The sequence below is a fragment of the Promicromonospora sp. NPDC057138 genome (genome assembly GCF_042670845.1).
GTDB lineage: Bacteria > Actinomycetota > Actinomycetes > Actinomycetales > Cellulomonadaceae > Promicromonospora.
Window position 1 is genome coordinate 1 of sequence record NZ_JBHUUX010000089.1, and the last position, 19,618, is coordinate 19,618.

Below are 19,618 nucleotides of genomic sequence, written 5' to 3' on the forward strand. Positions count from 1 at the left end.
GTCCGAGTCTGCCTGGGTTGGCCCAGGCAGACTCGGACAGGCGCTCTACTTCGCGGACGGGGCAGTCGGCCGTTCCGCTTGACCAGGACCGCTCGGCGGCGGACCGTGAGTAGTGACGGCAGTGCCGTCCGGGCGCTGCTGCGAGCACAGGGAGTCCGCCATGTACATTCGCACCACCGAGGTCCGAGGAGATCCCGCCAAGATCGACGACGGGCTCACACTTGTACGGGAGGAGCTCTTCCCGGCGGTCTCCGCGATGGACGGCTGCGTCGGGATGTCGATGCTTTACGACCGGCAGACCGGCCGCTGCGTCACGACGACGGCGTGGTCGTCCGAGGACGCGATGCAGGCGAGCGCCGCCGCCGTCCGGCCGCTGCGCGACCGTGCCGAGCGGACCCTGGGCGCCACCTCCGGCAGGTACGTCCACCAGTGGGAGGTCGCCGTCATGCACCGCGACCACGCCACGCCCGACGGCGCGTGCGCCAGGCTCACCTGGCTGAGCGGCGACCCGAGCAAGGTCGACGACACCATCGACATGTACCGGATGGTCATCCTGCCGCAGATCCAGGGGCTGAGCGGCTTCTGCAGCGCCAGCCTGATGGTCGACCGGGAGACCGGCCGGGTCGTCGGCACAGCCGCCTTCAACAGCCGCGAGGACATCGAGGCCAGCCGCGAGATCAGTGCCGGCATCCGCGAGCGGGTCGTCCGCGAGCTCGGCGCCACCGTCGACGACGTCGAGGAGATGGAGATCGGGTTCGCGCACCTCCACGTGCCCGAGATGGCCTGACGCCGACCCCCAGGCGTCAGGACGGTCCCACCTCGACGCGCGGGCCGGACAGCAGCGGTGCGTCCGGCCCCGCCGTCGGGGTGGCGGCTCGACGATCCTCCTCGACACGCCACCGTGCTCCTGCTTCGTGGCGAACGACCAGCTCTCCCTCACCGCCCCGCCGCGCCGCGCGGTAGCGTGACTTCGTTCCTGAAGCCTCGAAGGAGAGCCAGATGATCAACGACGGCAGCCCGATCGACGTCAAGCCCCGCTCCCGGCAGGTGACCGACGGCCTGGAGGCCACCGCGTCCCGCGGGATGCTGCGGGCCGTGGGCATGGGCGACGACGACTTCGCCAAGCCCCAGATCGGCGTCGCGAGCTCGTGGAACGAGATCACGCCGTGCAACCTCTCGCTCGACAGACTCGGCAAGGCGGCCAAGGAGGGGGTGCACGCCGCGGGCGGCTATCCCCTTGAGTTCGGCACCATCTCCGTCTCCGACGGCATCTCGATGGGCCACGAGGGCATGCACTTCTCGCTCGTGTCCCGCGACGTCATCGCCGACTCGGTCGAGACGGTCATGCAGGCCGAGCGCCTCGACGGCTCGGTGCTGCTGGCCGGGTGCGACAAGTCGCTGCCGGGCATGCTGATGGCCGCCGCGCGCCTGGACCTCTCCAGCGTGTTCCTCTACGCCGGCTCGATCATGCCGGGCTGGGTCAAGCTGGAGGACGGCACGGAGAAGCAGGTCACGATCATCGACGCCTTCGAGGCCGTCGGCGCGTGCGCGCGCGGGCTCATGAGCGAGGAGGACGTCGGCCGCATCGAGCGGGCGATCTGCCCCGGCGAGGGCGCCTGCGGCGGCATGTACACGGCCAACACGATGGCGTCGGCGGCCGAGGCGCTCGGGATGTCGCTGCCCGGGTCGGCGGCGCCGCCGTCGGCCGACCGCCGTCGCGACACGTGGGCGCACCGGTCGGGCGAGGCCGTGGTGAACCTGCTCGAGAAGGGCATCACCGCGCGCGACATCATGACCAAGGAGGCGTTCGAGAACGCGATCGCCGTGGTCATGGCGTTCGGCGGGTCCACGAACGCGGTGCTGCACCTGCTCGCGATCGCCTACGAGGCGGAGGTCGACCTGACCCTCGACGACTTCTCCCGCGTCGCCGACCGCGTGCCGCACCTGGGCGACCTGAAGCCCTTCGGGCAGTACGTGATGAACGACGTCGACCGGATCGGCGGCGTGCCCGTGGTGATGAAGGCCCTGCTCGACGCCGGGCTGTTGCACGGGGACGTCATGACGGTCACCGGCCGTACCATGGCCGAGAACCTCGCCGAGATCGCTCCGCCGGACCCGGACGGCAAGATCCTGCGCGCCCTGGACGACCCGATCCACAAGACCGGCGGCATCACCATCCTGCACGGTTCGCTCGCGCCCGAGGGCGCCGTCGTGAAGTCGGCGGGGTTCGACTCGGACGTGTTCGAGGGGACGGCGCGCGTGTTCGAGCGCGAGCGCGGCGCGCTGGACGCGCTGGAGGACGGCACGATCCAGGCCGGCGACGTCGTCGTCATCCGCTACGAGGGCCCCAAGGGCGGGCCGGGCATGCGCGAGATGCTCGCCATCACCGGCGCGATCAAGGGCGCCGGGCTCGGCAAGGACGTCCTGCTCATCACAGACGGGCGGTTCTCCGGCGGGACCACCGGCCTGTGCGTGGGCCATATCGCCCCCGAGGCGGTCGACGCCGGGCCCATCGCGTTCGTGCGCGACGGCGACCGCATCCGCCTCGACATGGCCGCCAAGACGCTCGACATCCTGGTCGAGCCGGCCGAGCTGGAGGCCCGTCAGGACGGCTGGGCCCCGCTCCCCCACGCGTACAAGCGCGGCGTGCTCGCCAAGTACTCCAAGCTCGTCCAGTCGGCGTCCAAGGGGGCGGTGCTGCACTGAGCGATACCCGGACATCTGGGTTGCGGTTCGGCACTCCACGGCGGCCTGCCCGGGACACGCCGTCCTCAGGGAGTCGCCTCACCTGTTTCGTGTGAGGTGGCGCCGGCGGCTCGTCCTTAGCGTCGGAGGTTCCCGTCCCCTTTCCACGGAGAAGCGGAGCCTCCTCATGCGTCCCGACACGCACACGCACACGATGCTGCCCATCGCGTTCACCTACAACGTGCTCGTCATGGCGAGGCAGTAGGCGAGGCCTGGGTGCGAGCCGACGGACCAGACCGGCGCCGAGCCGAACCACCCGATACCCCGGGCGGCTACGAGCAGCGCGCGGCGTACCTGTACGGACTCATCATCACGGGGTCCGTCCTGGCCGCCGCACCCGAGGAAGGCGGCCCGGTCCGCATCGCGGCGCTGCTCGGCGGGACGCTCCTGGTCTACTGGTGCGCCGAGACGTACGCGAACATGGTCGCCGCGCGGACCGTGGTGCAACGGCCGCTGCGCCCCTCCGAACGGCGCGAGGTGCTCACGGAAGGGCTGACGCTCGTCTCCGCCTGCGCGGTTCCCGCCGCCGTGCTGCTGGCCGAGGCCGTGCTGCGGGTGCCGACGTCGGTCGCGGTCGACATCGCGCTCGTGGTCAACGTCGCGCTGCTGCTGCGCATCGGGTGGCGGATGAGCACCGAGGGCGGGCTGACCGGCGCGAACCGGCTGGTGTCGACGGGGATCGCCGGGCTGCTGGGCGTGGCCATGATCGCGCTGAAGCTGCTGCTGCACCACTAGGGCGCTCACTCCTCGGACCAGGTCGTTGCCGCGGCTAACTATCTGCCAGGATGTCCGCGTGACGAGCACGGGGGACGCGGCAGGCGAACCGGAGTTCCGCTTCCGTGACATCGCCGTCGTCGCCTACCTGCCGTCCGTGGTGAGCTCGCTCGGCCACGGCGCCGTCATGCCGGTGCTCGCGATCCACGCCGGGGACCTGGGCGCGAGCACCGCCGTAGCGGCATTTGTGGTCGCGCTGCTCGGGATCGGACAGCTCGCCAACTCCCTGCCCTCGGGCGCGCTCGTGGCGCGGCTGGGCGAGCGCCGCACGCTCATGATCGCCGGGCTTGTCGACGCCGTCGCGATGCTCGCCGCGTTCCTGGTGCCGTCGGCGTGGCTGCTGTGCGTGTGCGTCTTCGTCAGCGGGATGAGCTGGACGGCGTTCCTGCTGGCCCGGCAGGGCTTTCTGATCGACGCCGTGCCGGTCAGCCACCGGGCGCGGGCGATGGCGCTGCTGGGCGGGTCGATGCGCCTCGGGATCCTGATCGGCCCGCTGCTGGGCGCGCTGCTGATCTACCTGCTCGGGGTGCGGTCGGTCTTCGTGCTGGCCGCCTGCGCGTCGTTCGCGTCGGCGCTGATCGTGCTCCGGATGCCGGACTTCGGCCGGGTGTCGCGCGGCGTCACTCCGCTCCCGGTGCGCACGGTGCTGTGGGAGCACCGGCGCACCCTGCTCACCCTGGGCGTCGCCGTCATCATCATCGGCGCGTCCCGGTCGGTGCGTACCGGCCTGCTGCCGCTGTGGGCCGACCACGTCCACATCCCCGCGGCGGTCGTGTCCCTGCTCTTCGCGGTCGCGGCGACCATCGACATCGCGCTCACCCTGCCGGGCGGCTGGCTGCTGGACACCCGCGGCCGCCGGGTGGTGGCCATCCCGGTGGTCCTCGCCGTCGGCGTCGGCTGCCTGCTGCTCCCACTCACGGACTCCGCGCTGGGCGTCGGCCTGGTGATGGCGATCATCGCGCTCGGCAACGGGCTCGGCTCGGGGATCGTGATGACCCTCGGCGCCGACGCCGCGCCGCAGGAGGGCCGCGCGCAGTTCCTCGGCGGCTGGCGGCTGTGCGGCGACCTCGGCAACACCGGCGGGCCGCTGCTCGTCTCCGCGGTGGCGGCGGTCGCGCCGCTGGCCGCCGCGCCCGTGGTGATCGGCGTGCTGGCGCTGGCCGGAACGGTCTGGGTCGCGCACTGGACGGGCAAGGCCGACCGGGACCGCCGCGGCGGCTAGGCAGCCGAGGCGGGTAGGACGGCGTCAGGCCGCGTGGTGCTCATCCGGTCACCGGGCGGTGGCGTCCGCAATCGCGGTCGCGACCGCCTCGAACCCCGGATCGCCGATCCGGCGGGCGTAGTCCGCGTCTCGCAGCGCCCGGTAGCGGGCGAAGAGGTACGCCCGTTCCGGATCGGCGCCGGTGGCGGCGACGAGCGCGTCGAGGCGCGCGCGGATTCCCGGCAGCAGCCGCGGCCCGTGCGGGAACTCTCCGAAGCGATTCCGCAGCAGAGGCACGAGATCCCACTCGCGCGGGCCGTGCGACGGCTTGGGGTCGATCGCCTTCCACGACGAGCCCGACCGGAGCACGTTCTCGTAGTGGAAGTCGCCGTGCAGCAGCACGTGGTCGGCGCTCCGGAAGGCGCGTTCGACGTCGGGCCGGAGCGCGTGGATGCGTTCGCGGTACGGCGCGCCCGGCTCCGTCATCTGCGACTCCCGTTCCAGCGCGTCGTCGAACCCGGCCCACTCGGGCACGTGCAGGAGGTTGAGCAGCCGGGCGGCGGCCTCGATCGCGGCGCCCATCGGGGCCGACATCAGGCTCGTGCCGGCGTCGAGGCGTTCCATGAGCAGGGCGCCCGCGTCGTCGGACGCCTCGATGAGCCGCACCGCGCCCCGCCCGGCCCACCTGCGCAGCGCCTCGGCCTCGCCCCGTGTCTCCACGTCCCGCCAGCTCACCTTCAGCATGCACACCGCGCCGTCCGGACGGCGGACCTCCCACACCAGCCCCACGTTGCCGGAGAGCGGCGGGCCGACGAGCGTCAGGTGCCACGCGCGCAGGAGGCGTCCGACCAGCTCGGGGAGCTGGTCGATCCAGTCCTGCCCTGCCTGCCTCTCGCGTCCGACGGTCCGGTCCGCGAACTGCGCCGGTACGGCGAGGAAGTCCGAGGTCACTGTCGCCAGGGTGGCAGAGCCGATGCGCGCCCGCCAGCACCGAGGCGATCAGCGCGCCCGTCGACCTCAGGGTCACCATCGCCGGCACCGAGTATCTGCTGACGGTCCTCGAGGACATACCGGGCCAGCGGCTGGTGGTCTTCACCGACGAGACCAACGGGACCAAGACGCCCGAGATCGGCCGCTGGCTGGTCCTGCCCCTCCTGGATCCCGGCAGCACCCTGACCGTCGACCTCAACCGGGCGAGCGAATCGACGATCGATGAGAACGTCGCGGGCATGGCGAGCCAGATCGGCGCCATCGAGTCGATGCGCTACGAGATCGTCCGTCAGCTCTCGCGGCCCGGCGACGTCCTTCAGCAGCACGTCGTGCACGTGACCATGCAGGACGGTGCGCGCTTCCAGGTCCACGCGGCCGTGTACTTCGGCTTCGCAGGCGGCCTCATCACCCGCATCGAGGAGTACGCGGGCACGCCGAGCGGCGACGAGGGCTAAAAGCCTGGAGAGGATCGACGTGGGTTGTTGGCCTCGGTGGTGGCGCTGAGGACGGGCCACAGCCTTGACACGACGTCGATCCTTTCCAGCCCTTAGCACGGACGCGCCCTTGCTGGCAGGGCTTCTCAAGCAAGCCCAGAGGCATCTCGATCGCGCCCTGAAGAGTTATCCACAGATTCCAGATAGCGCGTGCAGGTCGCACGACTGTTCGACATAATGGTGACAGCGAACAACAACAGGCTAGCGGACCGTGAGGGGTCAGCGGACGACGGGATGGGCGGGGGGGGGTGGACCGGTGGAGGAGTCGACGAATGACACGTCTGGTGGTCTGCCGCCTGCGCGGTCGATCGAGGAGGCCGTGGCTCGGATCAGGAACGCGGTGAATGACCTCGCGGGCCTGACCCGTCCTGAGGTGTTGGAGGGGTGGGGTGCGCCAACCGTGTCCCGGCTGATCGAGGCACACACTCAGATCCGTGGGCTGACCGGCCAGTTGGACGGGGTCCGGTACACGTTGCTGCCCCGGATCGAGGCCGAGGGCTCCTGGCGGTCGGGTGGCGCGGCCCGCACGTTCACGACCTGGCTACGCCTCCAAGAGGGCGTGTCGTCCCGCACGGCGGGCAAGGACATGGCGATGGCGCGCCGCCTGGCTGCCGCGCTGCCGGTGACGCGGGAGCGCCTGGTGTCCGGTGACCTGGGCGTCGACCACGCCAGGGTGATGGCCGACGTCGCCCCGACCAGCGAGACCCGCACCGACGCCCTGGCCTGGCTGATCGACACCCGCACGGGTGAGACGACCACCCCGGAGCGGTTCGTGCAGACCGTCCCGGTCGACTTCCCCGACCCCACCGAGGACCCCGACGGGGCCCGGACCCGGGACCTGATCACCACCGTGCTGGAGGGCGCGGTGGCGGACGGGACGCTGGTCACGGGTGAGGGCATGGTGCTGCGGGAGGCGCCCCTGCTCAACGCGGACCAGTTCCGGAAGGTCGCTCAGCATTTCGCGTCGGTGACCGACCCGGACACCGACGACATCGACGACGACAAAGCCGCCCAGGGTGAGTTCCTGGACCTGTCCCAGACCTTCGGCGGGTACCACCTGGCCGGGTTCCTCACCGACGAGCACGGGCTGCTGGTCAAGACCGCGATCACCTCGCTCCTCGGCGCCCCGGCCGCGGAGGACACCCGCACGACCACGCAGCGGCGCGCACAAGGCCTCGCGGACCTGGCCCGGGTGGTGCTGGACACCAACCAGGCGTCCCCGGGGGCTGCGATCGCACCCCACCTGAACGTGACCGTGTCCTGGGACGAGCTGCTCACCCAGATCACCCGCACGAGGGAGGGCCGGTGCCTGACCTGCGGGCAGGCCACGCCCGGACGCGGCAGCTCGGCGGGCACCGCTGGCGCCGCGGGCACGGCAGGCACCGCGGGCGCTGCGGGCGTGAGCGGCCCCGGTACCGCAAGCGGAGGCTCGGCGAGCACGACGACCACGGGCACGACCACGGACTGGGATGTCGCGGGCTGGGCTGCAGTGGGCACGCCGACGATGTCGGTGTCCGGGCTCCTGTCCAGCGGCGGTCCGGTGTTCACCGAGACCGGCGGCCGAGTACCCCGCGCGCTGCTGCACCGCCTCGCGTGCGACAGCGCGATCACGAGGATCGTGTTCGGCCCGGACGGCGCCGCCCTGGACGTCGGACGCGCCCAGCGCACCGTGACCGGGCAGATGCGTCGCGCCGTGATCGCCCGCGACAAGCATTGCGTGTATCCGGGATGCGACCAGCCGCCCTCCAGGTGCGAGGTCCACCACGCCGTCACCCACTGGGCCGACGGCGGAAACACCTCCATCGCCAACAGCGCCCTGCTCTGCTGGCACCACCACACCCTCGTCGACGCCAAGGGCATCACCATGCACTGGACCGGCAAGCCGGCCCAGACCACCGGCGCGCAGGTGCTGGTCGAGACCGGATGGGCCTTCACCGACGCCCGCGGCCACCGCATCCACCTACCCGACGCCATCGTCACCCCGCCGAGCGCCGATCCGACCGCCGACCCCCCGGCCGCCGACCCGACCGAGGACCCACCGGCCGCCGAAGCCGCCTGACCGGCTGGCTCGGCGGCTGACCTCGCCGCCCGTTGCCCCCGGTGGCCGTCGGGATCGTCACGTTCAGGGGAGACGCCGGGCCGCCGAGGTGCCGCGCTGGGCCGCCAGGAGGCTCTCCACCGTCTGCTCCGTGGTGGACTCCTGACCTATGACGATCTCGCCGGCCACGCCGAGCCGGTCGTCCGCCTCGAACCAGCCGGCCATCTGCTCGGGCGTGAAGTCTGCGGCCTGCGGCCTGGTCGCATGCCGGCGCAGGGTCTCGTCGAACGGCACGTCCAGGTACGCGCACACGGTGGTTCCGACGTGGTCGCCGATCAGCGCGGTGAGCATCGAGCCGTAGTGGTCGGCGGCGAGGATGCCCTCCAGCACGACGGAGTATCCGACGTCGAGCGCGTGGCGCGCCACCCCGTCGATCAGGCCGATGTTGGCCGCGCCGGGCGTGTCCTTCTCCCACATCAGGATCCGCCGCAGATAGTCCTGCTCCACGAGCGCGGTCCCGCGCCCCATCCGTCTCCGGAGCGCCCGGGCGACCGTCGACTTGCCTGACCCCGACGGCCCACGCACCACGATCAGGCGCGTCTTCTGGCTTCCGGTCACGACCGGGACCCTACCCAGTGCGCTGCCGGCACGACATGTCGACTCGTTCCGTCGTGGTGGTTCTGACGGGACGTGACGCAATGAGCGGGGCACCCGCGCCCGCACCGGGAAAAGGACCGAACCTCCGGACCTCCATCGAAGGATGGAACCGCGACGCCCGAGACCTTGACACGGTCGCCTGATGCCCCGGACGATGGTCAGACTGGGAGCGCTTCCACAACCTTCCAGTCTCGGATCAGCTCCGTGCTTCACCCGTGTGCCTCATCCCCGTGCCTCACCGCAGCGAACATGCAATGACGCGTTCGCAGAGATCTTGGGAGATCCCCGCATGACACGACCTACCTCTCGGCGCCGGCTCATGGTCGCGCTGACCGTGTGCGCCCTCGGCACAGCCCTGCTCGGCGGCACCCCGGCCTGGGCGAGCAACGACGTCCTGGCGCCCGGGACCGAGCTCTTCAACGACCCCCACAGCTCCACGAAGGAGGCGGCCCACGCCCTGCGCGGACAGGCCAGGCGGGACGCGCTCCGGCTCAGCAAGGTCCCCAGCTCGACCTGGTTTACGGGCGGCAGCCCGGCCGAGGTGCGGGACGACGTCCGCAAGCTCGTCAAGCGCACCGGCGACAAGGTGCCCGTCCTGGTCGCGTACAACATCCCGTTCCGCGACTGCGCGCTCTACTCGGCGGGAGGCGCCCTCGGCGTCGACGAGTACAAGGCGTGGATCGACGGCTTCGCGGCTGGGATCGGGCGCGAGGAGGTCGCCGTCGTCCTCGAGCCGGACGGGCTCGGCATCATCCCCTGGTACACCCCGCTGGACGGGAACCTCGAGTGGTGCCGCCCGCCGGAGCTCGACCCCGCGACCACCGGCAGGGACGCCGCCGCGGAGCGTTTCGAGATGCTCAGCTACGCGGTCGACCGCCTGCAGCGGCAGCCGAACGCCGTCGTGTACCTCGACGGCACGGGACCGTCCTGGCTGAACGTGGGTGAGTCCGCCGACCGCCTCGTCAAGGCCGGCGTCGAGCGCGCGGACGGGTTCTTCCTGAACGTGTCGAACTACGAGTTCACCGAGAACGACGTCGCCTACGGCACCTGGATCTCCCAGTGCATCGCGTACGCGACGCAGGTCGTGCCCGGCGACTTCGCCGGCTGCGGCAACCAGTACTGGAGCGGCGGCCCCGCGAACGACTGGACCGGCGTGACGCTGTCCAACCAGGGCATCTGGAGCCCGACGGCGACCGACCCAGCGCTGAACACCGCGGGCATCGACTCGCGCTACGACCTCGCGCTCGGCGACGTCGAACCCACCACGCACTTCGTCGTCGACACCAGCCGCAACGGCCGGGGCGCCTGGGCCGCGCCGGCCGGGGTCTACCCCGACGCCGAGACGTGGTGCAACCCGCCGGGCCGCGGCCTGGGCCTGCGGCCGACCACCGACACCGGCAACGAGCTCGTCGACGCCCTCCTGTGGATCAAGATCCCTGGTGAGTCCGACGGGCAGTGCTTCCGCGGCCTCGGCGGACCGGAGGACCCCGAGCGCGGCATGGTCGACCCGGCCGCCGGCCAGTGGTTCCCCGAGCAGGCCCGCGAGCTGATCGAGCTCGCCCAGCCACCGCTCGACGGCCAACGCTGACCAACCCCAAGAGCCAACCCCACGAGCCAACCCCACGAAGCACCCAGCCACCACTCACCCACCACTAGTCACCCACCAGTACCTATGGAGGTACCCATGCGATCAAGGACGACGCAACACAGCACCACACGGCGCCACCGGCTCCTGGCCGTCGCGCTCACCCTCGGCCTCGCCCCGGCCCTGGTGCTCGGCCTCTCGGCGGTACCGGGGCTGACGCCGCCCGCCGCGGCCGTCGGCGGCAGCTTCGTCGACAACCTCGACACGTACAACACAGCGCGCTGGAACAAGGCCGACGGCTGGACCAACGGCGGCGTCTTCAACGCCGGCTGGCGCGCCGACCACATCTGGCGCAGCGCCGGGATCATGGGCCTCAACCTCGACAACGCCACCTGCCCGGGCGGCTGCTCGGGCAGGCCGTACGCCTCCGCCGAGTACCGCACCGACGACCTCTACTCCTACGGGCGCTACGAGGTCCGGATGAAGGCGGCGTCCGGGTCCGGGATCGTCAGCTCGTTCTTCACCTACACCGGACCGAGCGACGGTCAGCCGTGGGACGAGATCGACGTCGAGATCCTCGGCAAGAACACCTGGCAGATGCAGACCAACTACTTCACCGACGGGACCGGCGGGCACGAGTCGATCATCAACCTCGGGTTCGACGCCGCGGCCGGCTACCACGACTACGCCATCGAGTGGTGGAACGGGGGCACGATCAACTGGTTCGTCGACGGCAGCCTCGTCCACCAGGAGGACGGCTCGCGCGGCCCGCTGCCGACGCACCCGCAGCGGATCATGATGAACCTGTGGCCGGGGATCGGCGTCGACGACTGGCTCGGGCCGTTCAACTACACCGGGCAGCGGACCGCCACCTATGACTGGGTCAAGTACACGCAGTACTGACCTGCACTGGACTGACCTGCACTGGACTGACCTGCACTGGACTGACCTGCACTGACCCGCACCGGCTAGCCGGGTGCCGAGCCCCGCACGACCAGGCGCGTCGGCAGGATCACCGGAGTCGGCGACTCGCCGTCGATCAGGCGCACCAGCATCGTGGCCATCTCCTGACCGAGGCCACGGATCGGCTGGCTGATCGTGGTGAGCGCCGGCTCCGTGTGGCGCGCGATCTCCAAGTCGTCGAAGCCGACCACGGCGACGTCGTCCGGGACGCGGCGCCCGCTCGCCTTGAGGGCCCGCACGGCGCCGGCGGCCATGTTGTCCGAGGCCGCGAAGACACCGTCGATGTCGGGGTGCGCGGCGAGGAGCCGCTCCATCGCCCGGGCGCCGCCCTCATAGCTGAAGTCGGCGTGCTCGACCCGGTCGGCGGCCAGCCGCCCCACCGCCATGGCGTCGGCGAACCCCCGGTACCGGGCGACCGACGCCTCCAGGTCGAGCGGGCCGGTGATCGTCGCGATGCGCCGGCACCCGGAGCCCAGCAGGTGCTCGGTAGCCTGGCGGGCACCGCCGCGGTTGTCGACGTCGACGTACCAGCGGGCCTCCCCGTGCAGCGGCCGGCCGCCGAGCACCACCGGCAGCTCGGTCGCCGTCGCGAGCCGGTTCAGCGGGTCGTCCCCGCGCAGTGCCATGAGCAGCACCCCGTCGGAGCGGCGGGACCGCAGCAGCCGCTCGAGCCGGGCCCGGCCGCGCTCGGAGGACGCGAGCATGAGCGTCAGGTCGAGCTCCGACTTGTCGAGCGCCGCGGCCACACCGACGAGCACCTGCGCGAAGAACGGGTCCCCGAACAGCGTCGGGTCGTCGTTGGAGACCGCGAGGACCACCGACCCGCCGGTGCTCGTCGCCAGGGCACGCGCGGTCGCGTTCGGGACGTAGCCGAGCTCGCTCGCCGCCCGGGCGACCGCCTCACGCTTCGCCGGGCTCACGTTGCGGACGTTGTTCATCGCGCGGGACGCCACGGAGCGCGAGACCCCCGCCCGCTGGGCGACCTCCTCCAGCGTGGGTGCCTTGAGAACCTGGCCCCGGCCCGCTCCGGGGCCATCTCCGGGGCCTTCTCCAAGGCCCGCTCCGGTCGAGCTCTCGCGACGGTCCACAGGACCAGCCGTCGTGGGGTCTAGCATGCGGCCCAGCGTAGTGCCGGACGCCGCGGCGCTCTCGCCGGCCGCTCTCCGCCGTCGGGCCGCTCACTCGCCGGCAGTGTGCACGCCCTCCATCCGGTCGGCCAGGCGCACGTGCCGCGTGACCCACGGCCCGAGCAGCGCGAGCAGGCCCGCGAAGGTGAGGGCGACGACGCCGATACCGCCGAAGTACACGGTGTCCGACACGTCGGCGGTCGTCTGGACGAGCTGCGCGGTGATGGCCTGCCCGGCGGCGGGCGCGAGGAACCACAGCGCCATCGCCTGCCCCTGGTAGGCGCGCGGCGCGAGCAGCGTGGTCGCGGCCAGGCCGACCGGCGAGAGGCACAGCTCGCCGAGCGTCTGGATCACGTACACGACCACCAGCACCCAGCCGGGCGTCAGCCCGTCGCCCGCCGCCGCGGACGCCGCCGCCAGCACCAGGAACGAGACGGCCGCGAGCGCCAGGCCGATGGCGAACTTGTACGGCGTGGGCGGGCGGTCCTTGGTCCTGACCCACAGCCAGGCGAACACCGGGGCCAGGATGATGATCGAGGCCGGGTTCACGGACTGGAAGAACTCCGGGCTCACGGTGAACCCGAGCACCTCGCGGGAGGTGCTGTCGGCGGCGAAGGTGGCGAGCGTCGTCGCCGCCTGCTCGAAGATCATGAAGAAGAGCATGGCCGCGACGAACAGCGGGATGTAGGCGATGAGGCGGGGTCGTTCGGCGTCGGTCACGCGCGGTGAGCGGTACATGACCAGGAAGAACGCGAGCGGCGCGAGGAACGCGACGTAGCTGAGGGTGTCGATCAGGGCGTGCACGCCCCACTCCCCCGACACGAGCCGCGCCACGAGGAACACCAGAGCGACGGCGGCCAGGATGACGGCGAACATCCGCACGACGGCGGGGCGTTCCTCGGGCCGGACAGGGTTGGGCACGTCGTCGCCCGCACCGTGCAGGTTCGCTCGGCCCAGCACGAAGAACACGAGCGCGAAGGCCATGCCGACGGCGGCCACGGAGAACCCGGCGTGGTAGCCCCAGAGGGCGCGGACGGCGCCGACGATGATCGGCGAGAACAGCGAGCCGATGTTGATGCCCATGTAGAAGATCGAGAACGCGGACTCGCGGCGGGGGTCGGACCGGTCGTACAGCGCGCCGACCATCGAGGACACGTTGGGCTTGAGCAGGCCGGTGCCGAGCGCGACCAGCACGATGCCCAGGTAGGGGAACCCGGCGGCCGGGACGGCGAGGCACACGTGCCCGGACGCGATGATCACGCCGCCGTACAGCGTGGAGCGCCGAGCGCCGATGACGCGGTCCGCGAGCCAGCCCCCGACCACGGACAGCAGGTAGACGCCGGTTCCGTAGATCGAGACGACGGCCTCGCCCAGCGTCTGGTCGAGACCGAGGCCGCCGTTCGCGATCGTGTCGGTCAGGTAGTAGACCAGGATCGCGCGCATGCCGTAGTAGCTGAAGCGCTCCCAGAGCTCGGTCGTGAACAGCGTCATCAGGCCGAGCGGATGCCCGAAGAACCGGCGGTCGCCTGCGATCGCGACGGCAGGCGTGGGTCCGGTTGCGGGTCCGGGTTCGGGTGCGGGTTCTGAGGGCGGCGTCGCCGAGCCTGTACTCATCTCCCGATCGTCATCGCGCTACGCGCGCCTCGCACGTCAGGAGGCGGTCCAGGGCACCTCCACGTCGAGCACCCAGGTCACGCCGAACCGGTCCCGGACCATGCCATAGAGCGGGGCCCAGGCCGCCTCGGCCAGGGGGACGACGACGGTCGACCCCTCGGCGAGCCCCTTCCAGTACCGGGCGATCTCCTCCGCGTCGGTGCTCCGGACCGAGACGAAGACCGGGATCACGCCCGGCTCGTACGCGGTGTGGGAGGGGACGTCGTACGCCATCACCCGGAAGCCCTCGTCGGACACGACCTGGCCCCACATGATCTGGTCGGCCTCGGCCGGCTCAGTCACGTTGTGGGCGTCCTCGTAGGTGACCGTGGCGATCCGGCCGCCGAAGACCGACTGGTAGAACTCCAGCGCAGCGCGGGCGTCGCCCCGGAAGTTGAGGTGCGGGGTGGTGTTGATGGACATGTCTGCTCCTTGGATCTGGTGACTAGAGCTGGTGACTAGAGCTGGTGACTCCGCCGGGCTCCTGCCCGGCACCCCTCACCTTGTCGGCGGTAGAGGACAGTGAAGGTCCTCCACTGTTCTTAACCTCGGAACATGACCCCGACGACCACGACGACCTCGCGGCTGCTCGCACTCCTGTCCCTGCTGCAGACGCGGCGGGACTGGCCGGGCCAGGTTCTCGCCGACCGCCTGGGCATCAGCCACCGCACGGTCCGGCGCGACGTCGACCGCCTGCGCGAGATGGGCTACCGCATCCAGGCGTCGAAGGGGCCCGACGGCGGGTACCACCTCGACGCCGGTTCCGAGCTGCCCCCGCTGCTGTTCGACGACGACCAGGCGGTAGCCCTCGCGATAGCGCTCCAGACGGCCACAGCGGCCGGCGCCGGCATCGAGGAGGCCGCCGCACGCGCCCTGACGACCGTGCGCCAGGTCATGCCGTCGCGCCTGCGCCACCGGCTCGACGCTGTCCGGTTCACGGCCCTCCCCGGCAGCGCGCCCTCCAGCAGCGGGCCGGCGGGCAACGAGCAGGCGTCACCCGACGTGCTCATGACGCTGTCCGCCGCCGTCCGCGCCCGCGAGGTGCTGCGGTTCGACTACGCGGACCGCCGGCGCCGGGTCGAACCGCACCACGTGGTCACCTCGCACGGCCGCTGGTACCTCGTCGCCTGGGATCTCGACCGCGACGACTGGCGGGTCTACCGCGCCGACCGGATCAGCCCGCGCACGCCCAACGGGCCGCGCTTCGTCCCGCGCGAGATCCCGGGCGGCAGCGTGCGCGACTTCGTGTCGGCACGGTTCAAGGGTTCGGACGGGGCCGACGTCTGGCCCTGCACGGGCAAGGTCGTCATCGACCTACCGGCCGCGGCCGTCCTCCCGTTCGCGGGCGACGGGACCGTCGAGGACCTCGGGCCGGGCCGCTGCGCCCTGGAGGCCGGTTCCTGGTCGTGGGTCGCCCTGGCCGCCTCGCTCGGCCGGTTCGACGCGGACGTCGAGGTCGTCGGCCCGCCCGAGCTCAAGGAGGCGTTCGGCGCGCTGGCCACCCGTTACGCGGCGACGGCGTCCCTGCCCTGACGCCTCCTTGAGCTCAGGCCGGGCTCAGGACCCGCTCTTGGCGTAGGTGGGGGAGATCCCGAAGTCGACCATCTCGCACGGCTCCTCACCGACGACCCAGGCGTCGTGCCCCGGCTCGATGCGCACGATCTCGTTGGGTCCGGCGTCGGCCTCGGTGCCGTCGTCCATCACCACGTGCATCCGCCCCGAGAGCACGTAGCCGAAGTGGGGTGACTGACAGCTGTCCGTGCCCGCGATGGGCTTCACGTTCTCGGACCACCGCCAGCCGGGTTCGAAATGGGCCCTGCTCACCGTGCTGCCGGCGAGGGTCACCACCCGCGCCTCTCCCTTGCCGGCGAACGGCCGGACATCATCGGTGTCGTCGAAGCTCTTCGACTCCAGTGCAACCATCATGGGCCTCCTCGATCGTCGTTGACCGCGTGGTCATCGTTGGCCGCGTGGGTCATCGTTGGCCGCGTGGTCTTTCCACCGTACGTCCGCGCCCGGCGAAGGACATCTGGACGCCTACCGCAGCGGCAGGTGAATTCTCCGGCGCCGACGCCGTGCCCGACGCCGCGTGGCCGGGCACCGGTTAGCGTGAAGATATGGGCACCCTGCCCGACTGGCTCAGCTGGTGGTCGAGCGCCGACTACGACGTCGCGCGCACGGTGCTGCAACGCGGCTTCGGCGCGCTGTACGCGCTCGCCTTCTGGGGTGCGCTGCGCCAGTTCCGGCCCTTGCTCGGGGAGCACGGCATCGCGCCCGTCCCGCGGTTCGTCGCGCGCACGCACTGGCGCGACGGGCCGTCGCTGTTCCGGGTGCGCTACCTGCCCTACTCGGACCGGCTGCTCGCGGCGGTCGCGTGGTGCGGCGTGCTGCTGGGGGTGAGCGTCGTCGTCGGGCTGCCGCAGGCCGGGCCCTGGTGGGTGCCCGCGCTCGTGTTCCTCGTGCTGTGGTGGCTCTACCTGTCGCTGGTCAACGTCGGGCAGACGTTCTACGCCTTCGGCTGGGAGACCCTGCTCTGCGAGGCGGGTTTCGTCGTCGCCTTCCTCGGGTCCGACGCCGTGGACGTCCCCCTCCTGACGATCCTGGCCGTGCGCTGGCTGCTCTTCCGCCTCGAGCACGGCGCCGGGCTGATCAAGTGGCGCGGCGACCCGGCCTGGCGCAACCTCACCGCCCTCTACTACCACCACGAGACGCAGCCCCTGCCGGGCCCGTTCTCGTGGCACGCCCACCACCTGCCGCGATGGTGGCACCGGTTCGAGGCGGTCGGCACCCACGTCAGCCAGCTCGCGGTCCCGTGGCTGCTGTTCCTGCCCCAGCCCTTCCCGTCCGTCGCGGGCGCCGTCTTTGCCCTCACCCAGGGCTGGCTCGTGCTGACCGGCAACTTCGCGTGGCTCAACTGGGCCACCATCGTGCTGGCGCTCGGCGTGGTCAGTGACGGCGCCTGGGCCTGGCTGGGTGGTCTCGTCGGGCTGCCCGACGGCGCCGCGGCCTCAGCGGGCTCAGCCTCGGCGGGCTCAGCCTCCGCGGCCACGGCACCACCCGCGCCGCTCGCCTTTGTGCTGGTGGTCAGCGCCGTGGCCATGCTCATCCTCGTGCTGTCGGTGCGGCCGGCGCTGAACCTCATGTCGAGCCATCAGAAGATGAACGCGAGCTTCGAGCCCTTCCGGCTGGTCAACGCCTACGGCGCGTTCGGCTCGATCACCCGCCACCGCGACGAGATCACCGTCGAGGGCACACTCGCCGAGCAGCCGGGCCCCGACGACTGGCGCGAGTACGTGTTCCGGGGCAAGCCCGGTCCCACCGGCCGGCGTCCGCCCCTGGTCGCGCCCTACCACCTGCGGCTGGACTGGCTGATGTGGTTCCTCCCGCTGGGCCACTCCAGCCGCTGGTTCACGGTGTTCCTGCGCCGCCTGCTGGAGGCGGACCCCCAGGTGCTGCGGCTGCTGCGCACCGACCCGTTCGACGGGCGTCCGCCGCGCGCCGTGCGCGCCGTCCTGCACCGCTACCGGTACACGACGCCCGAGGAGCGGCGCCGCGCGGGCGACTGGTGGGTGCGGGAGCGGCTGTACCTCGCCGTCGACCCCGTGCGGCTGCCCGGCAAGTAACGGGCTTTGGTTGTGGGCGTGACCGTTGCGACCATGCGTCCGTTGTAGGCGCAACGGTCACGCCCACAACCAAGCCTTCGGAGGGGCAGATATCCAGCACTCAGCGACGCCTCGGGTCAGCGGGGGCGGGCCACGTACAAGCGGTTGCCTTCCGGCCCGGTCCACTCCAGGCGGACGACGCCGGGCACCGCCGCGTCGCCGACGCGCGCCGGGTCGGCCCAGTAGCCCGCCACCGGGTTGCGGAAGAACGTCGCCCAGGGCCGACCGCCATGGTCCAGGAAGAAGTTGTTGTGGCCGGCCCCGACGCCGGCGGTCCAGCGCTCGGAGTACGGGCCCTCGAGCCGGTCCGCGACGGCGACTATCGCGTCGTACTGGTACTGCACGCGGCCGGTGGCCGGCGGGTCGTAGGCGTTGCGCGTGCTGCCGTCGGCCGCCGTCGACGCCCGGTCCCACGCGGCGTGGACCAGGTAGTACTTGCCGCCGTACCGGAACACGTACGCGCCCTCCAGGTACGGTTCGGGCGAGTACGGCGTCTGCTGGAACCTCGGCAGGTTCGTGGTCGGGACGATGTCCTCCATGTCGTCCCGGAACGGCGCGTAGAGGTCGTTGTGCAGGACCAGCCACGCGTCGTCGCCCTCGGAGAACAGGCTGCCGTCGATGTGGTGGTAGGCGCCGGGCTCGATGAAGGCCGGGCCCCCGGCGACCGGGTCGCCGAACGGCTTGTCGAGGTTGCCCTCGACCAGCCGGTACGGGCCCTCGACGCCGCCCTCGCTCACCAGCATGAATGACCCGACCAAGCGGGAGTGGTCGCCCATGCACGCGACGATGTACCAGTTGCCGCGGAAGTAGTGCACCTCAGGGGCCCAGGCGTTGCCGCGCTTGCCGAACCGGCCGTCGTCGTACCAGTGCTCCTGCCACGGCGCGACGACGGTGCGCCCGGGCCGGTTCTCGCCGACGAACTCGGGCGACCACACCTTGCCCTTCTCGGCGTCCGGCCGGATGCCCGTCGTGTCGGCGAGCTTCCACGGTCCGCGCAGGGAATCGGCCACCCACAGGAAGATGCCGTCGTTCCACGGGCCGGCCGCCGTCAGCCCGGGGGCGCGCGTGGTGCCCGTGGCGACGTAGACGGGGCGGCCGTCGACGACGAAGCAGTTGACATAGGTGTCGCGGATCCAGACCTGGCCGCGCTCCTCGTCCCGGGGGCGCAGCTCCAGCGGCAGGACGAAGGAGTTGTCGTCGCGCGGCCACAGGTCCGGCCGGGTGTCCGCCACGCCGTAGGGCTCGAGGTCGGGCCAGTTCGCCGGGTAGCGCGCGGGATGCTGCCCGGCCGCTGCGGCGTCCCCGGTTGCTTGGCCGGCCGGGGCTTGGCCACCCGGGGTCGACGCCGCCGCGGGCTTGGCCCAGCCCAGCGCCAGCGAGCCGGCGAGGCCCGCGGCACCCGCCAGCAGCGACCGCCGGTCGACGGGGAACTCGTTCGCGAAGCCAGTCATCGTGAGACGTCCTCCTTTCACGCGCGGCGCCGGTGCCGCGCGTCGAGATGGACGCTAACCAGAGTCATTTCGACGCTCAAGGCGCGACAGAAAGGTCGCCGGCCCCAGCCATCCGCACCGTGGCGACCGGCCGCCACTTCGGTGGGTTGCACGGTGGCCGGCGACGACTTCGGTCGGTTGCACGGTGGCCAGCCGCCACTTCGGTCGGTTGCACGGTGGCCGATATGACTTCGGTCGGTTGCTCTGAGATCGGTCGTTTAATTGACCGATCTCAGAGC

Annotated in this window: 17 protein-coding genes; 10 read left to right on the plus strand and 7 right to left on the minus strand. The window is 71.6% G+C overall.

What is annotated here, in order from left to right; genetic code table 11:
- Positions 1-160: 160 nt before the first annotated feature.
- The 4 genes from ACFT2C_RS26955 to ACFT2C_RS26970 all read left to right on the plus strand — a co-directional run bounded on the left by ACFT2C_RS26955 (position 161) and on the right by ACFT2C_RS26970 (position 4,741).
- The gene (locus ACFT2C_RS26955; protein ID WP_377210173.1) at positions 161-787 is read left to right on the plus strand and encodes an antibiotic biosynthesis monooxygenase; all 627 of its coding nucleotides are present in this window, start codon (positions 161-163) and stop codon (positions 785-787) included.
- Positions 788-999: 212 nt separating this feature from the next.
- Positions 1,000-2,706, plus strand: coding sequence for a dihydroxy-acid dehydratase (ilvD, locus tag ACFT2C_RS26960; RefSeq protein ID WP_377210174.1), 1,707 nt, complete (start codon positions 1,000-1,002; stop codon positions 2,704-2,706).
- Positions 2,707-2,961: 255 nt separating this feature from the next.
- Positions 2,962-3,480 carry a hypothetical protein gene (locus ACFT2C_RS26965; protein ID WP_377210175.1) on the plus strand — a complete coding sequence of 173 codons (519 nt, stop codon included), beginning with the start codon at positions 2,962-2,964 and terminating at the stop codon, positions 3,478-3,480.
- A 58-nt stretch (positions 3,481-3,538) separates the two neighbouring features.
- A complete protein-coding gene (locus tag ACFT2C_RS26970) occupies positions 3,539-4,741 on the plus strand; it encodes an MFS transporter (protein WP_377210176.1) in 1,203 nt (400 codons plus the stop codon).
- Positions 4,742-4,789: 48 nt separating this feature from the next.
- Here the strand turns inward: ACFT2C_RS26970 and ACFT2C_RS26975 are convergent, their stop codons facing one another.
- Positions 4,790-5,671, minus strand: a complete 882-nt coding sequence (locus ACFT2C_RS26975) for an aminoglycoside phosphotransferase family protein (protein WP_377210177.1) — start codon at positions 5,669-5,671, stop codon at positions 4,790-4,792.
- 47 nt (positions 5,672-5,718) lie between these two features.
- Between ACFT2C_RS26975 and ACFT2C_RS26980 the strand changes: the two genes are divergently transcribed.
- Positions 5,719-6,165: a DUF1684 domain-containing protein gene (locus tag ACFT2C_RS26980; protein WP_377210189.1), complete on the plus strand. Its 447-nt coding sequence runs from the start codon at positions 5,719-5,721 to the stop codon at positions 6,163-6,165.
- 358 nt (positions 6,166-6,523) lie between these two features.
- Entirely contained in the window at positions 6,524-8,263 is a 1,740-nt protein-coding gene (locus ACFT2C_RS26985; RefSeq protein WP_377210178.1) for a DUF222 domain-containing protein, read from the plus strand.
- A 63-nt stretch (positions 8,264-8,326) separates the two neighbouring features.
- Here ACFT2C_RS26985 and ACFT2C_RS26990 read toward each other — a convergent pair whose 3' ends face one another.
- Positions 8,327-8,860 carry an AAA family ATPase gene (locus ACFT2C_RS26990; RefSeq protein ID WP_377210179.1) on the minus strand — a complete coding sequence of 178 codons (534 nt, stop codon included), beginning with the start codon at positions 8,858-8,860 and terminating at the stop codon, positions 8,327-8,329.
- A 328-nt stretch (positions 8,861-9,188) separates the two neighbouring features.
- Between ACFT2C_RS26990 and ACFT2C_RS26995 the strand changes: the two genes are divergently transcribed.
- Together ACFT2C_RS26995 and ACFT2C_RS27000 are read left to right on the plus strand one after the other, a co-directional pair.
- The gene (locus ACFT2C_RS26995; protein ID WP_377210180.1) at positions 9,189-10,487 is read left to right on the plus strand and encodes a glycoside hydrolase family 6 protein; all 1,299 of its coding nucleotides are present in this window, start codon (positions 9,189-9,191) and stop codon (positions 10,485-10,487) included.
- A gap of 96 nt (positions 10,488-10,583) precedes the next feature.
- Entirely contained in the window at positions 10,584-11,387 is an 804-nt protein-coding gene (locus ACFT2C_RS27000) for a glycoside hydrolase family 16 protein (RefSeq protein WP_377210181.1), read from the plus strand.
- A 65-nt stretch (positions 11,388-11,452) separates the two neighbouring features.
- Here the strand turns inward: ACFT2C_RS27000 and ACFT2C_RS27005 are convergent, their stop codons facing one another.
- The 3 genes from ACFT2C_RS27005 to ACFT2C_RS27015 all read right to left on the minus strand — a co-directional run bounded on the left by ACFT2C_RS27005 (position 11,453) and on the right by ACFT2C_RS27015 (position 14,650).
- On the minus strand, positions 11,453-12,562 hold the full coding sequence (locus ACFT2C_RS27005) for a LacI family DNA-binding transcriptional regulator (protein WP_377210182.1): 1,110 nt from the start codon (positions 12,560-12,562) through the stop codon (positions 11,453-11,455).
- Between the two features lie 63 nt (positions 12,563-12,625).
- The gene (locus tag ACFT2C_RS27010) at positions 12,626-14,188 is read right to left on the minus strand and encodes a peptide MFS transporter (protein ID WP_377210183.1); all 1,563 of its coding nucleotides are present in this window, start codon (positions 14,186-14,188) and stop codon (positions 12,626-12,628) included.
- Positions 14,189-14,224: 36 nt separating this feature from the next.
- Positions 14,225-14,650 (minus strand): VOC family protein, encoded by a 426-nt coding sequence (locus tag ACFT2C_RS27015; protein ID WP_377210184.1) that lies wholly within the window; start codon positions 14,648-14,650, stop codon positions 14,225-14,227.
- Positions 14,651-14,782: 132 nt separating this feature from the next.
- Between ACFT2C_RS27015 and ACFT2C_RS27020 the strand changes: the two genes are divergently transcribed.
- A complete protein-coding gene (locus ACFT2C_RS27020) occupies positions 14,783-15,760 on the plus strand; it encodes a helix-turn-helix transcriptional regulator (RefSeq protein ID WP_377210185.1) in 978 nt (325 codons plus the stop codon).
- A gap of 24 nt (positions 15,761-15,784) precedes the next feature.
- On the opposite strand, the gene ACFT2C_RS27025 is transcribed toward ACFT2C_RS27020, so the two are convergent.
- Entirely contained in the window at positions 15,785-16,153 is a 369-nt protein-coding gene (locus ACFT2C_RS27025; RefSeq protein WP_377210186.1) for a cupin domain-containing protein, read from the minus strand.
- A gap of 191 nt (positions 16,154-16,344) precedes the next feature.
- Here ACFT2C_RS27025 and ACFT2C_RS27030 point away from each other — a divergent pair, with 191 nt between their 5' ends.
- Entirely contained in the window at positions 16,345-17,850 is a 1,506-nt protein-coding gene (locus ACFT2C_RS27030) for a lipase maturation factor family protein (RefSeq protein WP_377210187.1), read from the plus strand.
- Between the two features lie 116 nt (positions 17,851-17,966).
- Here ACFT2C_RS27030 and ACFT2C_RS27035 read toward each other — a convergent pair whose 3' ends face one another.
- Positions 17,967-19,340: a family 43 glycosylhydrolase gene (locus ACFT2C_RS27035; RefSeq protein WP_377210188.1), complete on the minus strand. Its 1,374-nt coding sequence runs from the start codon at positions 19,338-19,340 to the stop codon at positions 17,967-17,969.
- Positions 19,341-19,618: the final 278 nt, after the last annotated feature.

What these genes read in the sequence shown, in the direction of transcription:
- ACFT2C_RS27015 (WP_377210184.1), bottom strand. Translation starts at nt 14,650, where the DNA reads ATGTCCATCAACACCACCCCGCACCTCAACTTCCGGGGCGACGCCCGC.
- ACFT2C_RS27010 (WP_377210183.1), bottom strand. Translation starts at nt 14,188, where the DNA reads ATGAGTACAGGCTCGGCGACGCCGCCCTCAGAACCCGCACCCGAACCC.
- ACFT2C_RS27005 (WP_377210182.1), bottom strand. Translation starts at nt 12,562, where the DNA reads ATGCTAGACCCCACGACGGCTGGTCCTGTGGACCGTCGCGAGAGCTCG.
- ACFT2C_RS26995 (WP_377210180.1), top strand. Translation starts at nt 9,189, where the DNA reads ATGACACGACCTACCTCTCGGCGCCGGCTCATGGTCGCGCTGACCGTG.
- ACFT2C_RS27030 (WP_377210187.1), top strand. Translation starts at nt 16,345, where the DNA reads ATGGGCACCCTGCCCGACTGGCTCAGCTGGTGGTCGAGCGCCGACTAC.
- ACFT2C_RS27000 (WP_377210181.1), top strand. Translation starts at nt 10,584, where the DNA reads ATGCGATCAAGGACGACGCAACACAGCACCACACGGCGCCACCGGCTC.
- ilvD (WP_377210174.1), top strand. Translation starts at nt 1,000, where the DNA reads ATGATCAACGACGGCAGCCCGATCGACGTCAAGCCCCGCTCCCGGCAG.
- ACFT2C_RS27020 (WP_377210185.1), top strand. Translation starts at nt 14,783, where the DNA reads ATGACCCCGACGACCACGACGACCTCGCGGCTGCTCGCACTCCTGTCC.
- ACFT2C_RS27035 (WP_377210188.1), bottom strand. Translation starts at nt 19,340, where the DNA reads ATGACTGGCTTCGCGAACGAGTTCCCCGTCGACCGGCGGTCGCTGCTG.
- ACFT2C_RS27025 (WP_377210186.1), bottom strand. Translation starts at nt 16,153, where the DNA reads ATGATGGTTGCACTGGAGTCGAAGAGCTTCGACGACACCGATGATGTC.
- ACFT2C_RS26955 (WP_377210173.1), top strand. Translation starts at nt 161, where the DNA reads ATGTACATTCGCACCACCGAGGTCCGAGGAGATCCCGCCAAGATCGAC.